This window comes from Parapedobacter flavus (genome assembly GCF_035818675.1).
Taxonomy (GTDB): domain Bacteria; phylum Bacteroidota; class Bacteroidia; order Sphingobacteriales; family Sphingobacteriaceae; genus Parapedobacter; species Parapedobacter flavus.
The window spans coordinates 1-20,857 of record NZ_JAYKZZ010000038.1 but is presented as its reverse complement, the minus strand read 5'-3'; the positions used below and the strand labels follow the sequence as shown (position 1 = coordinate 20,857).

Genomic DNA, 20,857 nt, shown 5'->3' with positions numbered 1-20,857 from the left:
ATTTAATAGGGCCTACAAACTGACATTCAACTTAAAGCCAATCGGCATGGTCCAAGGCAAAACATTGTTCCACTCTATCCCTTGACGGAAACCATCTCCCGACACCCGAAACGCCCGCTCGGGGTCAATGCCGATTTTCGCCTTCGTCCAGATAATCAGGTTCCGTGTGTACACGGAAACATGGACATTGCGGAGTCCGCCAACCTTGGGGATGGAATAACCTAGTGAAATCTCGCGAATTTTGAAGAAATCAGAGTCGAATGTCACCTGCTTATTATAACCCCACGGGAACATATCCGTTATCCGGAGGAGGTTGGTACCAGCCTCTCCAAGATGCTCTACATAAGAGCCGTCGTCCTGTTGGATGACACCTGGAATAAACCCACCGTCCCAAAGGCCGTCAGGAAGTTGGTAGCCGCCGGCCTCCTGCGTATGCCCACCCACCCGGGGGAAATTCCCATTTTGTGGGATAATATACTTTTCCGGATTCGACCGTAACATTTCCGCTAACTCACTCGAAGTGTACTTACTACCCGGTATCAGCATATCCAGCTGCCGCTGTGATTTCCAATCGGATTCGCCATACCGGTAAGTCCACGACATGAATTGCCCTCCGGCTCGCCAGTCGAAGCTCGTCGTGAGGTTAAACCGCTTATAACGCAAAGACAGCTGCCCGCCCATCAGAAAATCAGGATTCCAGTTACCCACTTTTTCCATTGCTGTTATCGCGTTGTCTTCCTGCCATTCACCATTGCTATCAAGGATCGGCCAACGATAATACTTATCATTGGGATCGGTTACTTGCAGGTATCCACTGCTGTATAGGTTGCCGATTTCCTCGCCAACCCAGCTGTAAGCGCCCCCGTCATTATCTGACCAAAACTGGTGGTATTGCAGATCACCGGTTAACGCATCGAGCGTGGTACGGGTGCGCGACCAGTTCAGATTCACATCCAGATTCCAGCCATTACGGTCGCGGATGGGGTTGGTAATCAGCGCGAGTTCGAGCCCGCGGCTGGAGAGCATACCGGCATTGATCTTTGCGGCGACAAAACCCGACGAGGGAGCAGTGTTCACATTCAGAATCTGGTTCTTGTTCTCCACATAGAAATAAGTCCCCTCAAACTTAACCCGGTTGTTGAATAGCCAAAGATCAATGCCGCCCTCATAAGACGATGCGATCTCGGGCTTCAGTTGTGGGTTTTTCAAGACGTCTTGAATATTATTGGTGACCAAGTCGCCCCAACTGCCAATACCTAATGCATTGTACAATTCGTAAGGGTTGGTGTCGTTACCCACCTGGGCCACCCCGCCGCGAAATTTAAGCAACGAAATCTGTTCGGGCATCTTAAACGTATTGCTAGCCAACCAACTCAAGGAAGCCGACGGGTAAAAATATGATCGGTTTTCAACAGGCAAGGTGCTCGACCAATCATTTCTGGCGGTAAGGTCGAGATAGATCTTTTCTTTGTAACCGATCGAGGCAGTGCCCAAAATGCTGTAAATCCGCTTCATGTAGGTGTTATTCCAAGTCGACCGGTTACTTGTAGGAATGTTCGATATTCGGTACAGCCCCGGGACGGAAAGCTCCACACCACCCATCGATTGGATTTTATGCTGCCGGAACATCGAGTTGGCCCCACCCGATATGGCGATATCAAATCCGTTGATAACTTTTTGGTAAGTGGCCAAAACGTCCATGTTGGTTTCTTGGTTCACAAAATCGTCGAGGAAGTAGCCTCCTTTGTTCATTCGCGAATAACTCCAGGGTATTTTGGTTTCCTGGGCTTCGTTAAATATATCGTGCGAAACACGTCCGAACATACTTAATCCCGGTGCAATCGTCCAGTCGGCCCGAACATTCCCATAAGCATGGTCACGGGTATAAGCATTGGTTAGGCCGTAGGCAAGGAAATACGGATTGTCCATACCCTCAGCCGGCCGCCTTTGGGCAACATGTTCCGCTCCATCCTGCCAATAGTCCTGCATATCGTTTATGTCTATTGCCGGCCAATTGTAAGCGGCCATAAGCGGGTTGCTACCGCGACCAGTGGCCGGTCGATTGGGAGAAGACGACCTTAGAAAATTAAGGTTGGTACTTACTCGCAGATCGTGTCGTATCTGAAATTCCGCAACTGCGGCTAAGGCATCCCGGTTTAGGTCAGCATTGGGAATCATGCCATTGTGTCGCATCATATCGTACGATATTCGATAGGTACCCAAGGCATTTGAACCGGCCACAGCCAAATTGTTGACGGAAGTAATTCCAGTCTCCATGAAGTTCTTCAAGTTATCCGGATACGACTTCAATTCGATAGGTATCTTATTGCCGTTCTCGTCAAGTGGACTCATGAAATGCGGAGCCTTGATTCCAACATCCAGTTGCGCCCCCCCCCAATAGGCAGAACCTTCACTGTAGGTATCGCCGCCGCCACTCATGTTGCCGTTACCATATTTGTAATGGTAATCCAGGTAACGGTATGGGACTTCAAACACATTACTAGTAGAAAAATGAATCCCTAATCCATCGCTCTTCTTGCCGGCTTTTGTTGTTATGAGAACCACACCGTTACCGGCCCTTGACCCATATAGCGCCGCCGCACTTGGTCCCTTCAGGATCGATACGCTCTCGATATTCTCCGGATTGATATCCGAAATAACATTCCCATAGTCGACGTCATTCCGATCACCACGGCTACTGCTGGCATTGTTGAGCGTGTTTTGCATCGGAACACCATCCACAACAAATAACGGCTGGTTGTCGTTACTCAACGATGTTGCTCCGCGGATAACCATACTTACCGATGACCCCGGGCCCCCGGTTTGGTTAATGGTTACCCCCGGTACCCGGCCGGCAAGTGAATTGATGACGTTTTCCTGTGGCACGTTCACCATATCCTCGCCATCCACCTGACCTACCGAGTATCCCAATGATTTGGTTTCCCGCTTGATGCCGAGGGCCGTAACCACCACTTCATCCAGCGCCTCTTCACTAGGCTTCAACTGGGCATTGACCACCGATCTGCCTGCGACCGCAATCGTTGTGGTTTCATAACCCAGCGCCTTAAATACCAGTGAGGCACCTGAAGGCAAGTTATTGAGCACAAAACGTCCCGAACCGTCTGTCGACACCGCCTGTTCGGTTCCTTCCAAGTTGACAGTCGCCCCCGCAACCGGATTTCCGTCGGGACCAGTTACAACCCCCGACACATTCGTTTGGCCCTGCGCCTGCACGTCTACACCCAGCAACAAGGCGATGACGATGGAAAACAAGGCTCTAAACCATTTTTTCCTAACTGTAAATTTTCCTAATTCCATAACGATTTACTTTGGTTTAATCGGTTATCCATACTTGATGCTTTGATGTTCTTAGCAGTCACAAAAAAGTTCTTTTCCATTGATTTTGCCATTAAATTTTGATAAAGATCCGTTTCTTATAAAGCACGTAAATGGGGATGAAGCACAGTAGACAAACCCCAATCGCCCAAAGCAGGGAAGCCACTTCGGCCCAATCTCCACTGATGAATTGACGGGCATACCACGTATTGAGTGGCCCTAACACCTCCGGTAGTAAACCGCCGATGACGTATGCCGTAATCGCGTTGGCCCCGAATACGACACCAACCTTGGCCCAAGCGCTAAACTTCAACACCTCCATAACGAAGAAGAGCGACGCAAATATCATCGCCGCCAAACCGGCGGTATATAATACATAGGAACTCGTCCACAGATTCTTATTGATGGGGAACACCCATCCCCACGCCGAGCCAAGGAGGAACGCCGACAATCCGCCTACATACAACCAAATCACCTTCCGCTCGTGTGGCATACCCTCGATTGCCAAAAGCCTTCCGGCCAACATCCCCAAGATACCGCTAACGATTGCCGGAAGGGTACTGAGGATACCTTCCGGATCCCACGTGCCCTGCCACATCGTGCCCGGTATGAGCAATCCATCAACCCAGGCAGCCAGATTCTTGCCTGGCTCCAACACGCCTGTACCTACGCCTGGCACAGGCACCAGCAGCATGGCTGCCCAGTACAGGAGTAGAAGCGCACCGCCAATGATGGCTTGCTGTTTCCAACTGGTGTACAAGTAAAGCAATGCGCATACTAAAAACACGACGGCAATCCGTTGCAGCACACCCGGAATGCGTATCTCGTCGAAAGCGAAGTCCGGAAACAATCCCAAGAAAATCCCGATAAGAAAGATAAGGGCTGCACGTTTCAGGGTCTTCGCTACCAGCGCCGCCTTCGGCCGACCGGTGTCCAGCATTTTACGGTAGGAAAGGGTAATAGAAATCCCGACGATAAAAATAAAAAAGGGGAAAATACAATCGGTAGGTGTAACCCCATGCCAAGATGCATGCCGCAACGGCGCATACACATGCTCCCATGAGCCCGGGGTGTTCACGATAATCATCGCTGCTATCGTAAATCCCCGGAACGCATCCAAGGAAACCAAACGCCGAACTCCCGTATTTTTTGTCATTTTTATGGTATTGCTAATAATTGGTCAGTATCCGAATATGCTTGTCACCCGTTCTTATCGCTGAAAGCAATCACCTTGCTTTAACTACTCAAAAATAGGTGAACTAGGCTTACCTTCTTTATACAATATTATCATTTGCATAGCGCATTTTATCATGTTACCCAGCCAACAACACATTGATTTACAGAATGTAAAAAAGATTAATTCATCCATACTCGTTGACCCATGACTATTCTTTTGCCGGGCCTTCGATAACCCCAAGGTACCTACCCATCCAATACGGAAACAGCCAGATGTCGCCAGCGCTGTTTTCCCCCCGACCGCCACTACCCCCATCCAGCGTGAACCGATTGGCGTTATGGCGGGATATCTTTAATTCGTCGGGAGGTAGTACCTCCGCGGTGGTCTGCCCACGGAAATTGGGTGCCAAGTGATCAATGTCTTTTCGATGGCTGTTCGTAACGGTCCATTGGATCAGGTCAAGCGGATATTCCTTCAGGTACCATACGGCCTCTTCCAGATCGATCGAATCCGCGCCGGTAATGGCGGTGAAAATATTCCATGCACCCTCCTTTTCGGGTCTTTCCGCTTGCCAATGATCGCGGATGGCTGCGCCATATTTCGATTGGAGCGTATCATTGAACGCATACCGGTACAATCCCCAATAGCCTGCAAAATACATTTCGTCATCCGAATGGTTCCATGCACCCGAGAGCATCTGGCTCCAATCATCGGAGCCTTCCGGCGCCTTTCCGATTTCTTCCATCGGGCGCAGGAGGTTCTCCAGGTACCCGTGGTTATCCATCAGATCGAAAGCAGTTTCGCGATAGATCGACTTGCCCGTGAAGTGGTAAGCGGTCTGGAGCATACCGATGATATTGGACGAATTCAGTTTCCGGTCACCCACGTTCGTGGGGAACGCATTGACGTACTCGGGATTCCACCGGCCCCACGTGGTGGGCTGTCCGTCATAGTCTACCAGGTAAAGATCGTGCTTTACGATATGGCCCATCAAGGTATCGATAAGGCGGATGGCTTTCTCCCGCGTTTCCTCGTGATCCACCAATTCGGCAATTACACCGAATGCAAAGATGTGCCCGATCGCCTCGTCGCTGCTGGTCGTCGCCTTCCAGTACCATTCGGGATGCTCGGCTAGCTGCCAGCGCTCGGGGTCGGAAAGTATATCGCGGGTATCCGCTGTTCCACGCCGCTCAAAGGAACGCGCCGGGAAGCCCGGAACGGGATTGATATCATATAATCTGCCCATGGCATCCAACGACTCCATACAATAGTCCAATGCCTCTTGCTCGCCCGTGGTCGCATAGCGGAACGCTTCGGCGGCCAGATAAAGTGAGGTCCACAGCCCATCATTGTCCGAATCCCCTAGATAGCCGGTACTCAGATCGCCTTCCTGCATGCCCACGAGTGTGGCGTTGAATCCATTCCGGATGTGCCTTTTGCGCACTTGTTGTTCATAATACATGGCTTTTTCATGCAAGGTCATTTCTTTGAAATGGATAACACCGAGTCCGCCATCGGTCAACAGCAACACCGAAGTGTCCGGGCCCGGGGCTATATCCAGCACGTGGTCGCTCGGCAACCAACGCTTGCTCGCATAATATGCGATATCACCTCCTTCCCGCACCACGAAAGCCCCTTTGGAAGTACCGAACCAAGGATTCCCATCGATCATTTTAACCGCAGTGATATCCGTCCACGGAAGTTTTTGCTGAATGTCCCCAGCCACTTCACCACGCTCCAAATCGTAGCGAAAATAGCCATCGGCCGTACCCACGACGAGCTCATTATGGCGATCGTCAACATCAAGAGCCGTCAGGTTCGCGCCGTCATATATTTTCTCCAACGAACGCGTCGGGGTAGAAAACCAGTACACGCCATCGTCCGCGAGCAAAAAGAACTGCGAACGATCTTTGGGATGGGCTACTATTTCTACCACGCCAGTCCCGGAAACTAGGCCTTTCCAGGTGACGGCGCCACCCTCAATGAAATGCACGGCACGCCCATCGGTCACCAAAAACTCTTGCACATCATTGGCGGCAAAAACAGTCGGTTCATCCAATTGATGTTCCACAAACAATCGCCCGGACCAAGCATTGCTGAAAACAACCCGCTTATCGAGATAAACGAACTCGCCTTGGCAAAGTACCATATCTACGATGGCCTTTGCCGACATAAACCGGTAGGTATTGTCGGCTACTACGCTACCCGGGTGCAGGAACCGTCCATCACGCAGGTGTTTGAGCCCATCCGATGCGAGCATTTGTACTTTTCCGTCGCGGTCTGCCTCAACCCGTTGCAGTTGCACGCCATCCTCGCTAAAAGAATATTTCACACTGTAATCCTGCATAAAAACGGTATCGGCATAGGCCGTGCCCTGCCGCGGTACCGGTTTATCACAGGCATAGGTTCCAAGAGCGATTAATAATAGCAATCGTATATTACGTGTCATGTTCATCTGTTGAGTGATAAAAAATTTCTGCGGGCGCGACAATCCTTACGGTCTTACCGCCACATATTTAATCGCCTTCCGGTCATTATTCAGATGGAAGGAGTAGGTCATATGGAGCAGCCCATCTCGCCCCTGGATCAGGGACGGATAGGAATACCTGCCTGATTTCGATGCATCGTATTCAATGGGATATTTCACCGGCCACGTCTTTCCTTCATCGGTTGATAAGTATAGGCTCAATCGATACCGGCCGTCGTCGACATCGTTGCCCAGCATAGCCCATCTGCCGTCTGCCAGCACCACCGCGTCTACACTGGCGCCGTTGGGGATTTCCGTTTTGCGGGCAGCGGTCCAGCTCCTTCCGCCATCGTATGACTCGCTCACCTGCACGCGTGTAGGTGCATCGCCACTGTCCCGCATGTAGGCGACTATACTGCCATCCTTGCGTTGCATCAATGCAGGTTGGATAGGACCTCTGCCAACGATGGGTAGGCTCGGTAACCAAGACATTCCCCCGTCATCAGAAATTGCGACCATGGAGAAGTTGAACCCGTCGGAATAAAGCGGCAACAAGATCTGGCCGTCAGCCGTGATAAGCGGCTTGATACGGGTCATCCAACCCGTGCTCCGCTTCGTGATGTCCGTACTGGCCGCGATAATCATCTCGTCGTACCGGGGCGCGTATTCCGACCAGCCATGATAAGTGGGTGGAAGTTCCTTCAATTTAGTCGCTACCGCTTTTGCAAATTCCTCGCCGGGCTTGAGGAGTATATTGTCCTGCCATTCCCACGCCGGCGCTCCCTCTTCACGATATTGAGTGGTGGACCGAACACGCAAAACCGAATGTTCCCATTTGTTGGCCTGTACGGCAATCCATACCAGAAAAAGTTTGTCTCCTGCCATAAAGAGCACCGGGTTGCAATCGGGCAGGTGGGGCGTATCCGCCAGCTCGAAAGGCGCACCCCAATACCGGTCTTCCCTTTTCTTGCGTGCCCCCATGATTCGTACATCGTCTGCCGTGCGTTCTCCGCTTCCCTGGAACCACGCGAGCAACAGGTCGCCGTTAGGCAACTCCACCACGCTGCTTCCGTGCACATGCTGCGGCTGTAAGGGAAATACCAATACCGAATCGGTCACCGTAACTTTGGTGTCGTCCACTTGCCCACTCGCTAGCGCAAAACCGGCAATCAAATAAAAAAATGTTACCGTCAGTCTTCTCATCGTCAATAATTATTCAGTGTTGCCATCGGTTATTTATGAATACGAAAGGTATCCCGCACGTTGCCGGTCGAATCCAGGCACACATAATCCAGGTCACGGCCATCGATTTGGAGGTGCTGATACAGGTATCCTTCGTTTAAACGTTTTGCAGCGTAAGGCTCGATAGTACCCGACTCGTTCTTGCCCCTGGTACCAACGGACATGATATACGTGGTGCCGTCGGAGTTGCCTTGCTCAGTACGCCCCTCTTTCAAGGGGGCCGTCCGTAAATAATAATGGAAATGCCCATTCATCACCATATCCACCCCATACCGATCAAACAGTGGCACCCAGTCCGCAACAATATCTGGGTAGGGCTCCTCGGATGTATAAGGCGGAAAATGGAATACCACAAATTTCCACACGGCATCTGTGGCCGCCAGCTGGCGGTCGATCCAGTCCTTCTGCTCCGCCACGGAAAAACTGACCACATCAATCATGAGGAATAAAGCATTTTCATACCGGAAGGCGTACGTAAGTCCCGACGGCAGACCCGCCGGGCCGTTCTGGGGATAGGCCAATACGCTCTGGTAACGCGACGCGCCGAGCCCGTCCTGGCTGTCGTGGTTACCGGGTACTGCCATCAGTGGCGTTCGACCAAACACGCCGTTGGAATATCCGAAAAAGGCATCCCAATCGTCGCCGTGCAGGCCCGTGTTGACCAAATCGCCTGCCAGGATGTAGAACGCAGCTTCGGGATAACGTGCATCGGCACGCTGCAACAGCGTTCCCCATTTTGGATCGTTATGTACATCCCCAAACCAGGTGAACGCAAATCGGTTGTCCACATCCGCCGTTTTAAAATGCAGCGTATCCGATACGGCATCGTCATGCCCCACCATATAATCGTAGGTCACCCCCGGCACCAACCCATCCAACGCAGCGGTGAACCGGCTGGTATACCGATCATTCTGTAACTGCCTATCCTCCAACAACAGGCGTTCGGCCTCGACAAAAGCCGTATCGGTGGTATTTGCCTGCCAATATTTTATCCACGAGCCGGTCACCGTACGGTCGCAACGCCACTGTACCACCACTCCGGTCGACGGGTCCTTGGGCAATGTTAACGTGATCTGGTCGGGCGCAATACCCGAAGGGAAATCGGTATGCCGAAAGCCCCCCACTACGTGGGCTTCCCGCGCACGACCACGTATGGTCGGTAATAACTGTTGGCCCCGCAACTCATGGGGCACCGCTGTCAGTACCAGTCCATCCCAATCCAGATAGGTGAATGCACCGGTATCCAATTCGGCAATCCGTTGCTCACGGGGGAAAATTGGTCTGATTTCCAGGTTATCGTTCGGATTTACCGGTGCGACACTGACGAAATAGACCGGGCGATGCTTATCAAATCCGTTAATGCCAAGCCCCACCTCGCCCGCTGCAACTTCCTTTTGCCATACTTCATATGTATACAGCTCGTTGCGTACCGTTAATCCGGTCTTCTCGAACCCCTGGTCGGCCAACCAAAAAGGAATATCTTGTTGTGCTGTATCCCGCATCACTGACACCACGGCGGGCACATCCACATCGAATTTCCAATAAGTGGTTGCCAGCATGTTTTTTTCCTGTGGCGAGATAAAGTCAAGTATAAAGGCCGTGCTGATGGTATCCAACTCAGCCGGCGTCAATTGGTCGTATAGCCGGGTAACCACGTCGCCCATTACGCCCGCAACAGAATCCCGGTGGGTGTCCTGCACCGGCGCACACGCCAACATACCCATGGATACCGATATAGCCATCAACCCAAAAAAACGACTCATCATATCTTCAGGTTTGTTAATGAATAAAAAACGTGTTATGATCGCCAACAAAAACCCGCGTGCTCTTGGTGTAAAGCATGCCATTGACATCGCGGTATTTCAAATCAACGTAAAATGCTTTGTAGCCCGATTCGGGTAAGGCGGTTTTGATCTTGAATTTCCGTTTGTGCGCCAGGTGTAAATCTTCACTCACCCAGGTTTCATCCCTGAAATCCTGGTCGTCCGAAACAGCGCTCCAGACGACTGCACCTTCCAACCTTGGCTTGGTGGCACGCATATTCAATATCAGCTTGCCGTTGCGCTCCGCCACTTCATAATCGGCTGCCGGGTAGGGCTTTCCCTGTAAGGTAAAGCCCCAGAAGGAGGAAAGGGCCTGGAAAGCCTGGCTCTTGTCGCCAAGGTCGTGTCCTTCGTTGGGTACGTAATGAATGTAATCCGGTCCAGGGATGCTATCGATATAGTGTTTCACGGCGTCGATTACCCAATATTGGTCATTCGTACCCATGAAAAGCATTTTTGGTTTATTGAGTAACCGCCTGTACGCATAGGGGTCAATCATTTGGGCCAGTGTACGGCCGCGGTCGCTTTCGATATCCTGTACAAGGCCGAGCGCAACATAATCCTGTATTTGCGGGCTATACTCTTTCCACACTTCGACTTGATAATTGAGATTGACCGGCATATTCAGGATATCGATGACCATGGGTGCGAATGCTTCCACCCGTTCATCTTGCGACGCTGTCAGCCAGGTTGTCCAGCCACGTTTCGATAAACCGGATACGACAAACCTTGTCACCGGTTTGGAAGAGCGGCTCGTAGCGATCTCCTGCATCGCATCCATCGCCCGTACGGCGCTTTTTACCATCGGGAAGAGCAAGGGCCACGTATAATCGCCATCCTGTTGGAACTGATGCAAGGTGTAGGATATCAACTCATCTTCAACCAAACCGTTGTAAAGCGGCTGGTTGGGCACCTGCCGGAGCACGGCTGCAACGGCCCTGTTTGCCACGGCGATTTCCGCTATATCCTGGATAAGCCCATCCGTGGCGAGATTGTGCCATTCGGGCATCGCGGGGTTATCTTTCTGCATACGGCCGCTGCTGACAAACAATAATCCCCCGTCGTAGGCTACGTCTTTGGGTACGATCACATTGAGCTGATGGGCCCATGTATGCTCCCGCCATCGTTGGGAAGTAAGCAATACTTGGAAAATCGTCCCTTGGTCGGTCACCAAACTATCCCTGATTTCCCATTTGTAGGTGGTATCTCCGTTTCCAAGGTAGCTTTGTAATGCCGTAGATGGCGTCACCTGGGAATTTCCCTGGCCAAAAGTAGCTATCGGAAATAAGATAGCCACCCAAGCAAGCAAACCCAACCTTTTTTTATTTCGATACGAATATTTCATGCGTGTTGTTTTAAAGCGCTGCTGGATCGATAACCACATGTTTAATCGACCTCCTGTTGTAGGTATAAGTGATATGTACCAACCCATCCGACGACTGGATAACGGCCGGATAGGCATAGCCATCTTCAATGGGTTCGTTTTCCAATGTCATCACGGGTTCCCACGTTTTTCCATCGGCTGATATGGCAATGTTCAGAATATTCCGCCCCTTAGGTTCATCGCCATGCTTCGTAGAGTGGTTATACACCAGTAGCTGACGGCCATCGTCCAATGTCACGGCATCGGTTCCCGAATTGGGATTGGGTAAGTCCATCGCGGTCATTTCACTCCACGTCTGCCCACCATCTTCCGACCAACTTTCGGCAAGCACATCCTGCCGGGTGCGGCAGATTACCTGCATTCTGCCGTCTGGATAAGTCAGGATACTGGGTTGGATGGCATCAAACGCCACCCCGTCGTTGATTGGGCCAACTACGCTCCATGTCTTTCCAAGGTCTTTGCTGATTTCGAAATAGACCCGCCAATCCTGGTCTTCACCATCCCCCTTTACGTATTCAATGCTTGTCGGATTGATGATGGTCCCGTCTGCCAGTTGAATCGGCTTGTTTTTGACGGGGCCCAGCAAATGGCCCACTTTCGGGTCTTCACCTAATTTACGGGGCTCCGACCATGTTTTACCATAGTCTTTTGATGTGATCACCATGCCCCACCATTCCTGCGGACTGGGCCCAACTTTGTAGAACAGCATCAGGTCACCGCCTTCGGGCTGAAACAATACTGGATTCCAGCACGGGTACCGCAACGTATCGTTCTGCACACCGTTTGCCACCTCTTCCGGCCAAGCCCATTGGCCATCCACCATACGGGACACCCAAATTCCCACATCGGGATGGCGTTCGTATGTGCCCGCAAAAAAAGCGGCGACCAACCCGTCCGGCGTTTCGACCAAGGTCGATGCATGGCACTCGGGGGTAGGCTTGTTATCCAACGGGTAAAGGAGTTCACCACTCACATACCCAGCGGTAGTTGCATCTGCTTTTGGCGGTAAGTCAAATCGTTCTTCAGCCCCATTGGGCTGGGAGCATCTTAGGCAAAAGATGGCGAGAATGGGTAAAAAGATTCTTGCTTGCTTCTTCATGGTTGTCTGTTTTGTTTTACATGGTTATGTGCTTCGTCCGAAATATACTAATACGACGGCGTTACGCTATTGGCATTAATTCGATCTGCTCCAATAGCTCCCGAAACTGTAAATAGAACAAATCCATACGCTTCTTGGCGGTTGCATCGAACACACCGGCATCCTTTCGCGTGAATGTCGAAATAGGCAATCCCCTTTTTTGCAGAAAATATTTGGCTACAGTCGGATAGACATCATGCATGATATCCATATGATTGATAAAGAACCGTTGTACCATCCCGACCTGTTCAGCTACCCCTTCGTCATCGTAATGATCACATAACCAAACAATCAACTCGGGATAATAATTACCCTGTATGCAGGAAAGACCAGCCGAACCGGCTTTTAATGACTCCACGGCATGCGCCATATACGCGTCATACAAGCCAAAGCCTACCACTTCTTTCGTCGCCGCCAGCTTCGCCTCTATCTGCCGGATGTCCAAACAGGTATCCTTATGGTAAATTACCCGCCCCGTGCCGACGAAACGCTGCAGTTGCGCTGCGGTTAGCACGCGCTTGAAGGGTTCCGGGCATTCGTAGAACCCCAGCGGAATACCCCCCGTGGCATCCAGCAATTGCTCGAACCGTTCATCAAACAATGCTGTACTTTCCGATTCGCTTGCCAGCATATTGGTAATCACGATCACAGCTTCCACCCCCGTCTCGTAAAGCCGTTTCACAAAATCAGCCTGCTTTTCCACCGTTCCACCGAACGTACCGGTAGCAACCACGGGCACCGCACCGTCCGCTACGCGCACAACATGGCTAGTTACAGCGAGCTGCTCCTCACCCGATAAATTAAACATCTCGCTCGATTGGCAATTGGCAAACAAACCTGCCGCGCCCGCCCGGAGATAAAGGGCCGTGAGCTTCGTTAAGCCATCAAAATCAACCGCCCCGCCTTCCGTGAAAGGCGTTAACATGACGGGAATATATCCTTTCCGTTTACTACTCATCGAATCTTTGCAAATTTTTAAAATTGACAATAAACAAAGATAGATGGCGGCAATCCTGCCGTTCTATATCAAATTAACGGGATGTTATAGGATGTTACCAATATTGCTTGATTTTACGGTTCACGAAATCTACGCTTCTCGCCAGTTGGTCCATGCCGTCGACACCATCTTCAATGCTGATCCACCCATCGAAACCAACGGCGCGCAAGGTCGCGAAGATCGTGTCGTAATCATTTAGGCCCTTTCCGATTTCACCGTGCCGCAACACGGAGGCATAGCCTTCGCTGTCGTCTTCCATTTTCCGCAGGTCTTCGATGGTCCCACCCACCAGGTAACGGTCACTGGCATGCATCGTCTTGATGCGGTATTTCACTTTTTCCAACAGGTCCAGTGGATCCTCTCCGGCAAGGAACGCATTACTTGGGTCGTAGTTCACACCGAAATGGGAGTCGTCGATGGCATCGACAATCTGGCCGAACACCTCAGCTTTCTGTGCGAATTCGGGGAATTTCCAGAAATCATCTTTATAGTGGTTTTCCAGGATCAGGGTAATACCGAATGTCTTGGCGTAGGCTAGGCATTCCTGGATTGCATCGGCCGCTAATTTCACCCCTTCATCGATGGAAAGCTCTGGACGGCGCTGCCCGGATAAGACACGGCAATAGCGGCCACCCAGCGCATCTGTCATATCGATCCATTTTTTTTGCCGCCCGATCTGTTCGTTCCGGAACGCCTGATCCGGATGGGTGAAGTCCGGCGAGCAGCACATCATCGGGATCTCCAGTCCCACGTCGCCAACCCGACGACGGAAACGGCTCCAATTCTTGGGTTCCTCCATCTCCAAAAAGCCGGCATACCACTCCAGCCCGTCGATTTCCAACCCCGAAGCCAAATCGATCCACTCATCGAGCGTCATCTCGCCGGTTACACAAAGTGCTTTCATGAATGCTTTCGGGAATACCGCTAATTTGGGCATACAATCAATAGCTAATCAGTGTCTAATACATCTAAATTTTTTTCGGGATTCCTGCCAATGATGGGATGTTGTTCCAGTTCGATGGCCTGGCCGCTGACGGGCCCCAGCGAATCCGAAAGCCACCATACGGCGGAGTTGGCCACTTCCATCGGATCCAGCAACCTTCGGGCAGGTGCATACATCGGCGAAATGAGTTTATACCAGTCGGGCGGCAAACCGTGGCCCTCCTTCCGTTCCTGCTCCTTTTCCGTCAGCACCCAACCCACGTTCAGCTGGTTCACCCGTATGCCGAGGTCCCTATGCAGGCTATCCCCCAAGTTGCGGGTAAGTGTCATCAGCGCGCCTTTTGAAACGCTGTACGCCAGCAAGCCCGGCTCCCCGGCATAGGCGTTGACCGACCCGATATTGACCACGGCACCTTTGGTTTCTGCCAGATGCGGAACCGCTGCCTGGATGATGGCAAAAGGTGCCAACGTATTTACTTCCAACACCTCCCGGAACAGGGGGAGTGTCGTATTGTCCACATGGGATGAAACCACATAGGCCGCATTGTTGACAATGCCGTTGATTTTCCCGAAACGACGGATGGTCGTTGCTACCAAATCCGCAGCGAAGTTATCGCCTGTTACATCGCCCACGTACGGTGCCACCCGATCCCCGCCACCGAGATGGGCCAGCGCGTCCGATAGATTCCGTTCGCTACGCCCATGGAGGAGTACCTGTGCCCCGCTGTTCAAACAGGCTTCAGCGATGGCGAGTCCAATCCCACCAAAAGCGCCGGTGACGATAATGACTTTATCTTCCAATAGATTGTTCTGCATGGTATTTACCCTTTGGTTTTTTATTTCGGTATCAATACACTTTTGATGACTTCCCCCGCTTTCATCTTCCGGAAGGCCACTTCCCACTCTTCCAATGGCCACATACCCCCAACGATTTTACTGATGTCCAACCGTCCGGTGTCCAATAAGCGGATCACCTTTTCCCAAACCGGCCAGTTGTGGCTGAAACTGCCTTGGATGCGCACGTTTTTCTGTACGATGGGATCTAATGAAAAACCGACAGGTTGTGGGCCCCAACCTACTTTGACGACCTGCCCGTTGGGCCTTACCCATTCGATGGCATGCTGCAGGGTATGGCTGATTCCGGCCGAATCGATTACGCAGTCGGCCCCCATCCCGTCCAGTTCCTTCGCCCATACACCGGCATCGCCCGTGAGCGGCTGGATACCGTAGCTGGCCGCAATATCCAACCGAGCCCGGTCGGCTTCCAGTCCTACAATGGCCACTTCCGCCCCCCGGAGTTGGGCCATCAACGCGCAGAGCATCCCGATGGTGCCCGGACCGATGACCAGTACCCGATCGCCGGGTTTGATATCGGCATTGTTCACCACCGCATTATAGGCTACGCTGCATGGCTCGGTGAGGCAGGCCCGCTCAAATGCCAGGGTTTCCGGTATACGATGTAGGCAGCGGGCGGGAACGGCAACGTATTTGGTCATCGCGCCATTGACTCCATAACCGAAACCTTTCCGTGCCGGATCGAGGTTATACATTCCCACTTTCGACAGTGGATTGTCGGGGTCGATAATGGCTGCCGTCTCACTGACCACCCGATCGCCGGTTTTCCAGTTTTCTATACCCGCACCGATTTCATGGATGATTCCCGCAAATTCATGGCCTAGGATAACCGGGTAATTCACCGGCCAGCTATGGCTGGCCGTCCACTGGTGCAGATCGCTCCCGCATACGCCCACCGCCTTCACTTCCAGAATAACCTCGCCGCGCTTCGGCAGGGGCTTAGGTACTTCCCGGAGTTCCACAGCGCCCCGCTGGCAATCAAAATTTACGACTGATAAAAAAGCCATGGTTGTTTATATTTCTTGTTGACTGGCTGCGAATGGATATTTTCGCAGATGGTTTGCAATATACTTGAGAGATCGGTGGCTTGCGACGTTTTGAACGCGTCGGCATCGATGGTGAGGGGGGCACCGAGTACGACCAAAGGGGCACCGAGAGACGGGCATGAGATGGCTTGCTCGATGGACAACCCGCCGACCGCCTGGACGGGTATGTCGACCACTTCTACCACTTCAGTGAGCTGATCGAGCGGACTAGGGCACGCAAAACCTTGCGTAACCAAGCCCCGCCGCTCGTCATAACCGATGTGATGGATGACGTAGTCGCATCCCAGATCTTCCAGAAACTTAGCGCCATCTATCATGGATTGGCAGGCTAGGTTATCCCCCATCACCTTAATACCGAAATCATGCCCGGCCTGCACCACACATTTAATGGTTTCCGCATGGGCCCTCGCCATAACGACCACGTGTGTTGCGCCGGCCTTAGCCATCATCTCGGCTTCCAGGTAGCCCCCGTCCATGGTTTTCAAGTCGACCACCAACGGCGTATCCGGGAACTCGCTTCTCAACCGCCGCACACCGTGCAACCCTTCCGCCAATACCAAGGGAGTACCTACTTCCAGCCAGTCGACGCCGGCTTGCAAAGCGAGATGGGCGGTATTTACCGCCTCTTCGATATCGGTAAGATCCAATGAAATCTGAACAATTGGTCTCATAAGTTAAAATAAGATTAGCGTGATAAAGATGCACATTTTTATGCTTAGTCCATCATGTTAATTGTATCCGGTCCGCAGGGTGAGTGGTCAATTCGCGACGGGATCCGGTGGTCATAAACTCCGAAACCTCCACTTACCCATTTATTTTTCTTTAAGAAACAAAACAATGGGGTTCGCCAGTTCATCCAGCTTATTAAAACGCATACGGTCCTCTTCTGTCAGTGTAACCTTGTCCAGGAATTCCTTTTTACCAGCCTCGAGGAGATCAAGCGGATCTATGATGCCCACATATTCATCGGCATGTGCCGTATTTAAAAGAAAAGGTAACCGATAGCCGCCGAAAAGATCGTATTCCATTTGGTCGCTATCGTATAACCGATGATTCCTTTTGTCAAATAGGTAAAACGTTTGGTGCACGGGCCTATGCTCTTCCGTCCGGGTTATCTTCAGGTAGGAAAGGTAGTTAGCCCCTTCAAAAAATGACATCCTGCTGGGAATTTCCCCCGCATTGAATAATTCCCGGCGTTTCGACCATTTCAAGTCGTGGGTAGGTTGCTTTTTCACCTTATCCCGTTCAGCCTGTTCCTTTTCCGGCATACGGAAAGCATAGATCGGTACCGGATCATCCCCCGTAACGTCATAAATCGTATCCGCGGGGTACCAAAATAAAAACCTATCCTGAAAGCTACTCAATTCATCGATGCCCTCCATGGTGTTAAAAAACCTTTCCGTAACATCATTTGCGTTTTCATAATTCGGGTTATCGCGATATATCGCAAGGTAAATAATTATATGGAGAAAACTCATCGTACCGAAATCTGGGTGGCATTGGTCAGGAATGTGAACTCACGTTCCTGTTCTTGGTCCCAATATCGGACTAGCTAAGTTAAGCTGAAAACACCTATTCTATGAACGTATAAACATGCAATAATGGATTGCTGCTAATAGATACATTTTCATCTATTTTTTTAAGATAGTCAGGCAGTTTTTTCCAAACATCATCATTCTTTTTATAAATTTCCATCTGCATTTTAAATTGATCAGAAGGATAAACAGTAATTAGGTTATTATCATCCCCATCATGAGCAAAATAATTATAAAATGCCATACGATCATGGTCATTAGGTATCGCACTAAACACTTTTGTTTTTTTTGAGGCTTTAGAGTATATTGCTATATTCGCGCCCTGAAAACTAAAAGTAATATAATCTTTACTTTCTCTAAAATTAGATACTCCATAAACATATCTGTTTTCCTTAGCATATTTAAAAACACCTTGAAGGTCTTTAAAATTATCAAAGAAATTATCCGGCGTTTTGTTCCGTCCAAAATCTATATAGTATTTGGGCTTAAATTTGTTGCCATCATATTCATATATCATTTCTGAATAAGGCAAGCTCACATGAATAGTTTTGTCACTTATAATATTAGGGGCCGAACTGCCCAGTGAGCCGAAAAATTTATCTTTCTCATCCGTACCAATAAAATCTTTCCTCTTTCGTGTTTCCAAATCATATGTCGAGAACATTTTACCTTTCTCTGTGTATATAGGCCTGAATAAAAGCTTATTATCCTTATACCCTATGCTTAAATATAAGTCACTTATTAAATCTTCTTTAAGAAATTTCCCGTCCATTCCATAGGTAATAAGCTTATAAGGCCTGTCAGTATATAGAATAATCCTTTCATTATCTTTATCAATTGTAAAATCCATTAAGCTTGCATATTCCCCTGGGCCCTTACCAAGGTCTTGTATTTTATTCAAAAACTTTCCTGTATTACTAAAAATTAAAACAGCGTTTGATTTTCTATCTAAAATAAAAATTTTATCCTTATGTAAACTTAACCTGTTAATTTTAGCAAAAAGGGAATTTTCAATCGTCTCCAGCGGAATGATTTTCGAAGAAGTAAAATAGTCTTCAAAATTACCTACGGGATATTTTTCTTGGACATCAACTTTTATATGTTCTACCGCCGTATTTTTTTGCTCTTTGGTGGTTTCTTGACATGAACTAAAACACGCTAACATTATTACAACGGTATTGAATATAAAGTTCTTCATTAGTTTAATTTTAGAGTCATCATTAGTTTGCCCTGTTATTTCGCTCCGATCATCCACCTGTTCGAAGAATGCTTTGAATGGTGCTGAACATGGCAAGCTGTATCTATTCATGTCAGACGTAAATAATCACAGCAGCCGGATCAATCACACGTTGGATTGTCGGATTCCTTGATGCCCTCCATATTGTTAAAAAACCTTTCCGTAACATCATTTGCGTATTCATAATTCGGGTTATCGCGATATATCGCAAGGTAATAATTATATGGAGAAAACTCATCGCGCCATCCCACTATCGGCAAACCTTACACCGGCAACTGGTTCCACGTTCTTCTCCCGGACCAGGTAAGGCGGCCTGCGCCGTGATTCCACCAGTGTGCGTCCGAGGTATTCCCCCATCACCCCCATGAGCAGGAACTGGATGCCGGCAATAAAAAGCACACTGGCGATGATCGATGTCCATCCGGCCACCGTGTCGTCGGTGAAGAGATGTTTGTAAAGCGCATAGAATCCGTAGCAAAATGATAGCCCGGCAAACACACACCCTACGGCAATGGCAAGCCGTAGTGGCGCTATACTGCCTGAAACAAACGCCTTTATCGACAGAGAAATCAATTTGATCGTGGAATATCGACTTTCTCCTTGGTACCGTTCGCCCACGCTGAATGTTACACTTGCCTGTCTATACCCCATCCAAGGAATAAGCGCCTTCACATACAGACCACTTTCACTGAACCCTGCAAGCGCTTGCACCACCTTCCTGTCGAGCAACCGGAAATCCGGCGCATGGGGGATAATGGTGTGTTCCGTGAATTTGTTGACCAATCGGTAGAACAAACCCGAAGCCACGCGCTTCCCAAACGGCAACGGCGCACCCGACACGTTACGGATACCATTGACCACATCATATCCTTCTTTCCATTTATCCACCAGTGCAGGAATCGATTCTGGCGGATGTTGCAAATCGGCATCCAAGCACACCACACAATCCGCAAACCCCGCATGATCGTATCCCGCCTTCAGGGCCATCTGCTGGCCGAAATTACGCGAAAGACTGATGTACTGCACCCTTGGGTTATCGCAGGCAAGTTGCTTCAGCGCAGGGAGCGTTTGGTCAGTACTGCCGTCATCCACGAAAAGGAGGGTATAATCATATCTGTCCACCACGGGTAGCAACCTAGCAGAACAGGCTGCGACGTTACCTTCCTCATTGTGACAGGGAATAACGATAGCGAGCTTGGTATGGTTTACCGCGACGTTCATGCGTGTGTCTTTTTAAGGTTGGCAAAATCCCTGTTTACAAATATGAACCTTGAAACCACGAGGTAATTCATGAGGGAAACGGTGAGCATGGCACACAGCTTCGCGAAATAAAAAGGGAGACCGACTATTTGGTTCAATAGATAGAGTAGGGCCGTGCTGCAAACCAACGAAAAAAGGGCTAAAGCAACGAATGCCATGAATTTCCATCGCACCCGGCCTTGGTCGCCAAACACCCACATCCGGTTCAGCTGGAAATTACAACCGGTTGCCACCAGCCAACCGATACCGTGTGACACATAGGGCGGTAAACCTAGCATGGAAATTCCCAGGCCGGTTACCAGAAAATCGGTAGCGAAGCAAATGAGCCCAGAAAGATAGTATTTAATAATCTGAAATAGATGTGAGTAAATATATATAATTCCCCCCAATCATTGGACAGATTTTTTATAAACTAAGT

16 protein-coding genes are annotated in these 20,857 nt (G+C 50.1%); all 16 read right to left on the bottom strand.

From position 1 onward, the window contains the following. Nucleotides 1-12 precede the first annotated feature (12 nt). On the bottom strand, nt 13-3,318 hold the full coding sequence (locus U9S71_RS20220; protein WP_326329678.1) for a SusC/RagA family TonB-linked outer membrane protein: 3,306 nt from the start codon (nt 3,316-3,318) through the stop codon (nt 13-15). Between the two features lie 91 nt (nt 3,319-3,409). Further along, complete coding sequence (locus U9S71_RS20215; protein ID WP_326329677.1) at nt 3,410-4,492, bottom strand: acyltransferase family protein; 1,083 nt, start codon at nt 4,490-4,492, stop codon at nt 3,410-3,412. A 229-nt stretch (nt 4,493-4,721) separates the two neighbouring features. Beyond that, nucleotides 4,722-6,962 (bottom strand): hypothetical protein, encoded by a 2,241-nt coding sequence (locus U9S71_RS20210; RefSeq protein ID WP_326329675.1) that lies wholly within the window; start codon nt 6,960-6,962, stop codon nt 4,722-4,724. A gap of 45 nt (nt 6,963-7,007) precedes the next feature. Then, on the bottom strand, nt 7,008-8,183 hold the full coding sequence (locus U9S71_RS20205; RefSeq protein ID WP_326329674.1) for a sialidase family protein: 1,176 nt from the start codon (nt 8,181-8,183) through the stop codon (nt 7,008-7,010). 29 nt (nt 8,184-8,212) lie between these two features. Further along, nucleotides 8,213-9,988, bottom strand: a complete 1,776-nt coding sequence (locus U9S71_RS20200) for a metallophosphoesterase family protein (protein ID WP_326329673.1) — start codon at nt 9,986-9,988, stop codon at nt 8,213-8,215. A gap of 13 nt (nt 9,989-10,001) precedes the next feature. Beyond that, on the bottom strand, nt 10,002-11,390 hold the full coding sequence (locus U9S71_RS20195) for a PhoPQ-activated pathogenicity-related family protein (protein WP_326329672.1): 1,389 nt from the start codon (nt 11,388-11,390) through the stop codon (nt 10,002-10,004). Nucleotides 11,391-11,400: 10 nt separating this feature from the next. After that, the gene (locus U9S71_RS20190; RefSeq protein WP_326329671.1) at nt 11,401-12,528 is read right to left on the bottom strand and encodes a sialidase family protein; all 1,128 of its coding nucleotides are present in this window, start codon (nt 12,526-12,528) and stop codon (nt 11,401-11,403) included. 61 nt (nt 12,529-12,589) lie between these two features. Further along, on the bottom strand, nt 12,590-13,525 hold the full coding sequence (locus tag U9S71_RS20185) for a dihydrodipicolinate synthase family protein (protein ID WP_326329670.1): 936 nt from the start codon (nt 13,523-13,525) through the stop codon (nt 12,590-12,592). A 94-nt stretch (nt 13,526-13,619) separates the two neighbouring features. Next, nucleotides 13,620-14,501: a sugar phosphate isomerase/epimerase family protein gene (locus tag U9S71_RS20180; protein WP_326329669.1), complete on the bottom strand. Its 882-nt coding sequence runs from the start codon at nt 14,499-14,501 to the stop codon at nt 13,620-13,622. An 11-nt stretch (nt 14,502-14,512) separates the two neighbouring features. After that, a complete protein-coding gene (locus U9S71_RS20175; RefSeq protein WP_326329668.1) occupies nt 14,513-15,322 on the bottom strand; it encodes an SDR family NAD(P)-dependent oxidoreductase in 810 nt (269 codons plus the stop codon). A gap of 20 nt (nt 15,323-15,342) precedes the next feature. Beyond that, the gene (locus U9S71_RS20170) at nt 15,343-16,368 is read right to left on the bottom strand and encodes a zinc-binding dehydrogenase (RefSeq protein WP_326329667.1); all 1,026 of its coding nucleotides are present in this window, start codon (nt 16,366-16,368) and stop codon (nt 15,343-15,345) included. Next, nucleotides 16,347-17,078, bottom strand: a complete 732-nt coding sequence (locus U9S71_RS20165) for an orotidine 5'-phosphate decarboxylase / HUMPS family protein (RefSeq protein WP_326329665.1) — start codon at nt 17,076-17,078, stop codon at nt 16,347-16,349. The genes U9S71_RS20170 and U9S71_RS20165 overlap by 22 nt, the downstream gene beginning before the upstream one ends. A gap of 141 nt (nt 17,079-17,219) precedes the next feature. Continuing rightward, nucleotides 17,220-17,789, bottom strand: a complete 570-nt coding sequence (locus tag U9S71_RS20160) for a hypothetical protein (protein WP_326329664.1) — start codon at nt 17,787-17,789, stop codon at nt 17,220-17,222. A gap of 190 nt (nt 17,790-17,979) precedes the next feature. Beyond that, entirely contained in the window at nt 17,980-19,251 is a 1,272-nt protein-coding gene (locus U9S71_RS20155; RefSeq protein WP_326329662.1) for a DUF4934 domain-containing protein, read from the bottom strand. Nucleotides 19,252-19,413: 162 nt separating this feature from the next. Next, entirely contained in the window at nt 19,414-20,400 is a 987-nt protein-coding gene (locus U9S71_RS20150) for a glycosyltransferase family 2 protein (RefSeq protein ID WP_326329660.1), read from the bottom strand. After that, on the bottom strand, nt 20,397-20,828 hold the full coding sequence (locus U9S71_RS20145; RefSeq protein WP_326329658.1) for a GtrA family protein: 432 nt from the start codon (nt 20,826-20,828) through the stop codon (nt 20,397-20,399). Before U9S71_RS20145 ends, U9S71_RS20150 begins: the two co-directional genes overlap by 4 nt. Nucleotides 20,829-20,857 lie beyond the last annotated feature (29 nt).

Bases quoted from the DNA above. Each gene is read 5' to 3' on its own strand.
- U9S71_RS20150 (WP_326329660.1), bottom strand. From the start codon at position 20,400: ATGAACGTCGCGGTAAACCATACCAAGCTCGCTATCGTTATTCCCTGT.
- U9S71_RS20175 (WP_326329668.1), bottom strand. From the start codon at position 15,322: ATGCAGAACAATCTATTGGAAGATAAAGTCATTATCGTCACCGGCGCT.
- U9S71_RS20185 (WP_326329670.1), bottom strand. From the start codon at position 13,525: ATGAGTAGTAAACGGAAAGGATATATTCCCGTCATGTTAACGCCTTTC.
- U9S71_RS20200 (WP_326329673.1), bottom strand. From the start codon at position 9,988: ATGATGAGTCGTTTTTTTGGGTTGATGGCTATATCGGTATCCATGGGT.
- U9S71_RS20155 (WP_326329662.1), bottom strand. From the start codon at position 19,251: ATGAATAGATACAGCTTGCCATGTTCAGCACCATTCAAAGCATTCTTC.
- U9S71_RS20180 (WP_326329669.1), bottom strand. From the start codon at position 14,501: ATGCCCAAATTAGCGGTATTCCCGAAAGCATTCATGAAAGCACTTTGT.
- U9S71_RS20195 (WP_326329672.1), bottom strand. From the start codon at position 11,390: ATGAAATATTCGTATCGAAATAAAAAAAGGTTGGGTTTGCTTGCTTGG.
- U9S71_RS20220 (WP_326329678.1), bottom strand. From the start codon at position 3,318: ATGGAATTAGGAAAATTTACAGTTAGGAAAAAATGGTTTAGAGCCTTG.
- U9S71_RS20210 (WP_326329675.1), bottom strand. From the start codon at position 6,962: ATGACACGTAATATACGATTGCTATTATTAATCGCTCTTGGAACCTAT.
- U9S71_RS20165 (WP_326329665.1), bottom strand. From the start codon at position 17,078: ATGAGACCAATTGTTCAGATTTCATTGGATCTTACCGATATCGAAGAG.
- U9S71_RS20170 (WP_326329667.1), bottom strand. From the start codon at position 16,368: ATGGCTTTTTTATCAGTCGTAAATTTTGATTGCCAGCGGGGCGCTGTG.
- U9S71_RS20205 (WP_326329674.1), bottom strand. From the start codon at position 8,183: ATGAGAAGACTGACGGTAACATTTTTTTATTTGATTGCCGGTTTTGCG.
- U9S71_RS20190 (WP_326329671.1), bottom strand. From the start codon at position 12,528: ATGAAGAAGCAAGCAAGAATCTTTTTACCCATTCTCGCCATCTTTTGC.
- U9S71_RS20215 (WP_326329677.1), bottom strand. From the start codon at position 4,492: ATGACAAAAAATACGGGAGTTCGGCGTTTGGTTTCCTTGGATGCGTTC.
- U9S71_RS20160 (WP_326329664.1), bottom strand. From the start codon at position 17,789: ATGGAGGGCATCGATGAATTGAGTAGCTTTCAGGATAGGTTTTTATTT.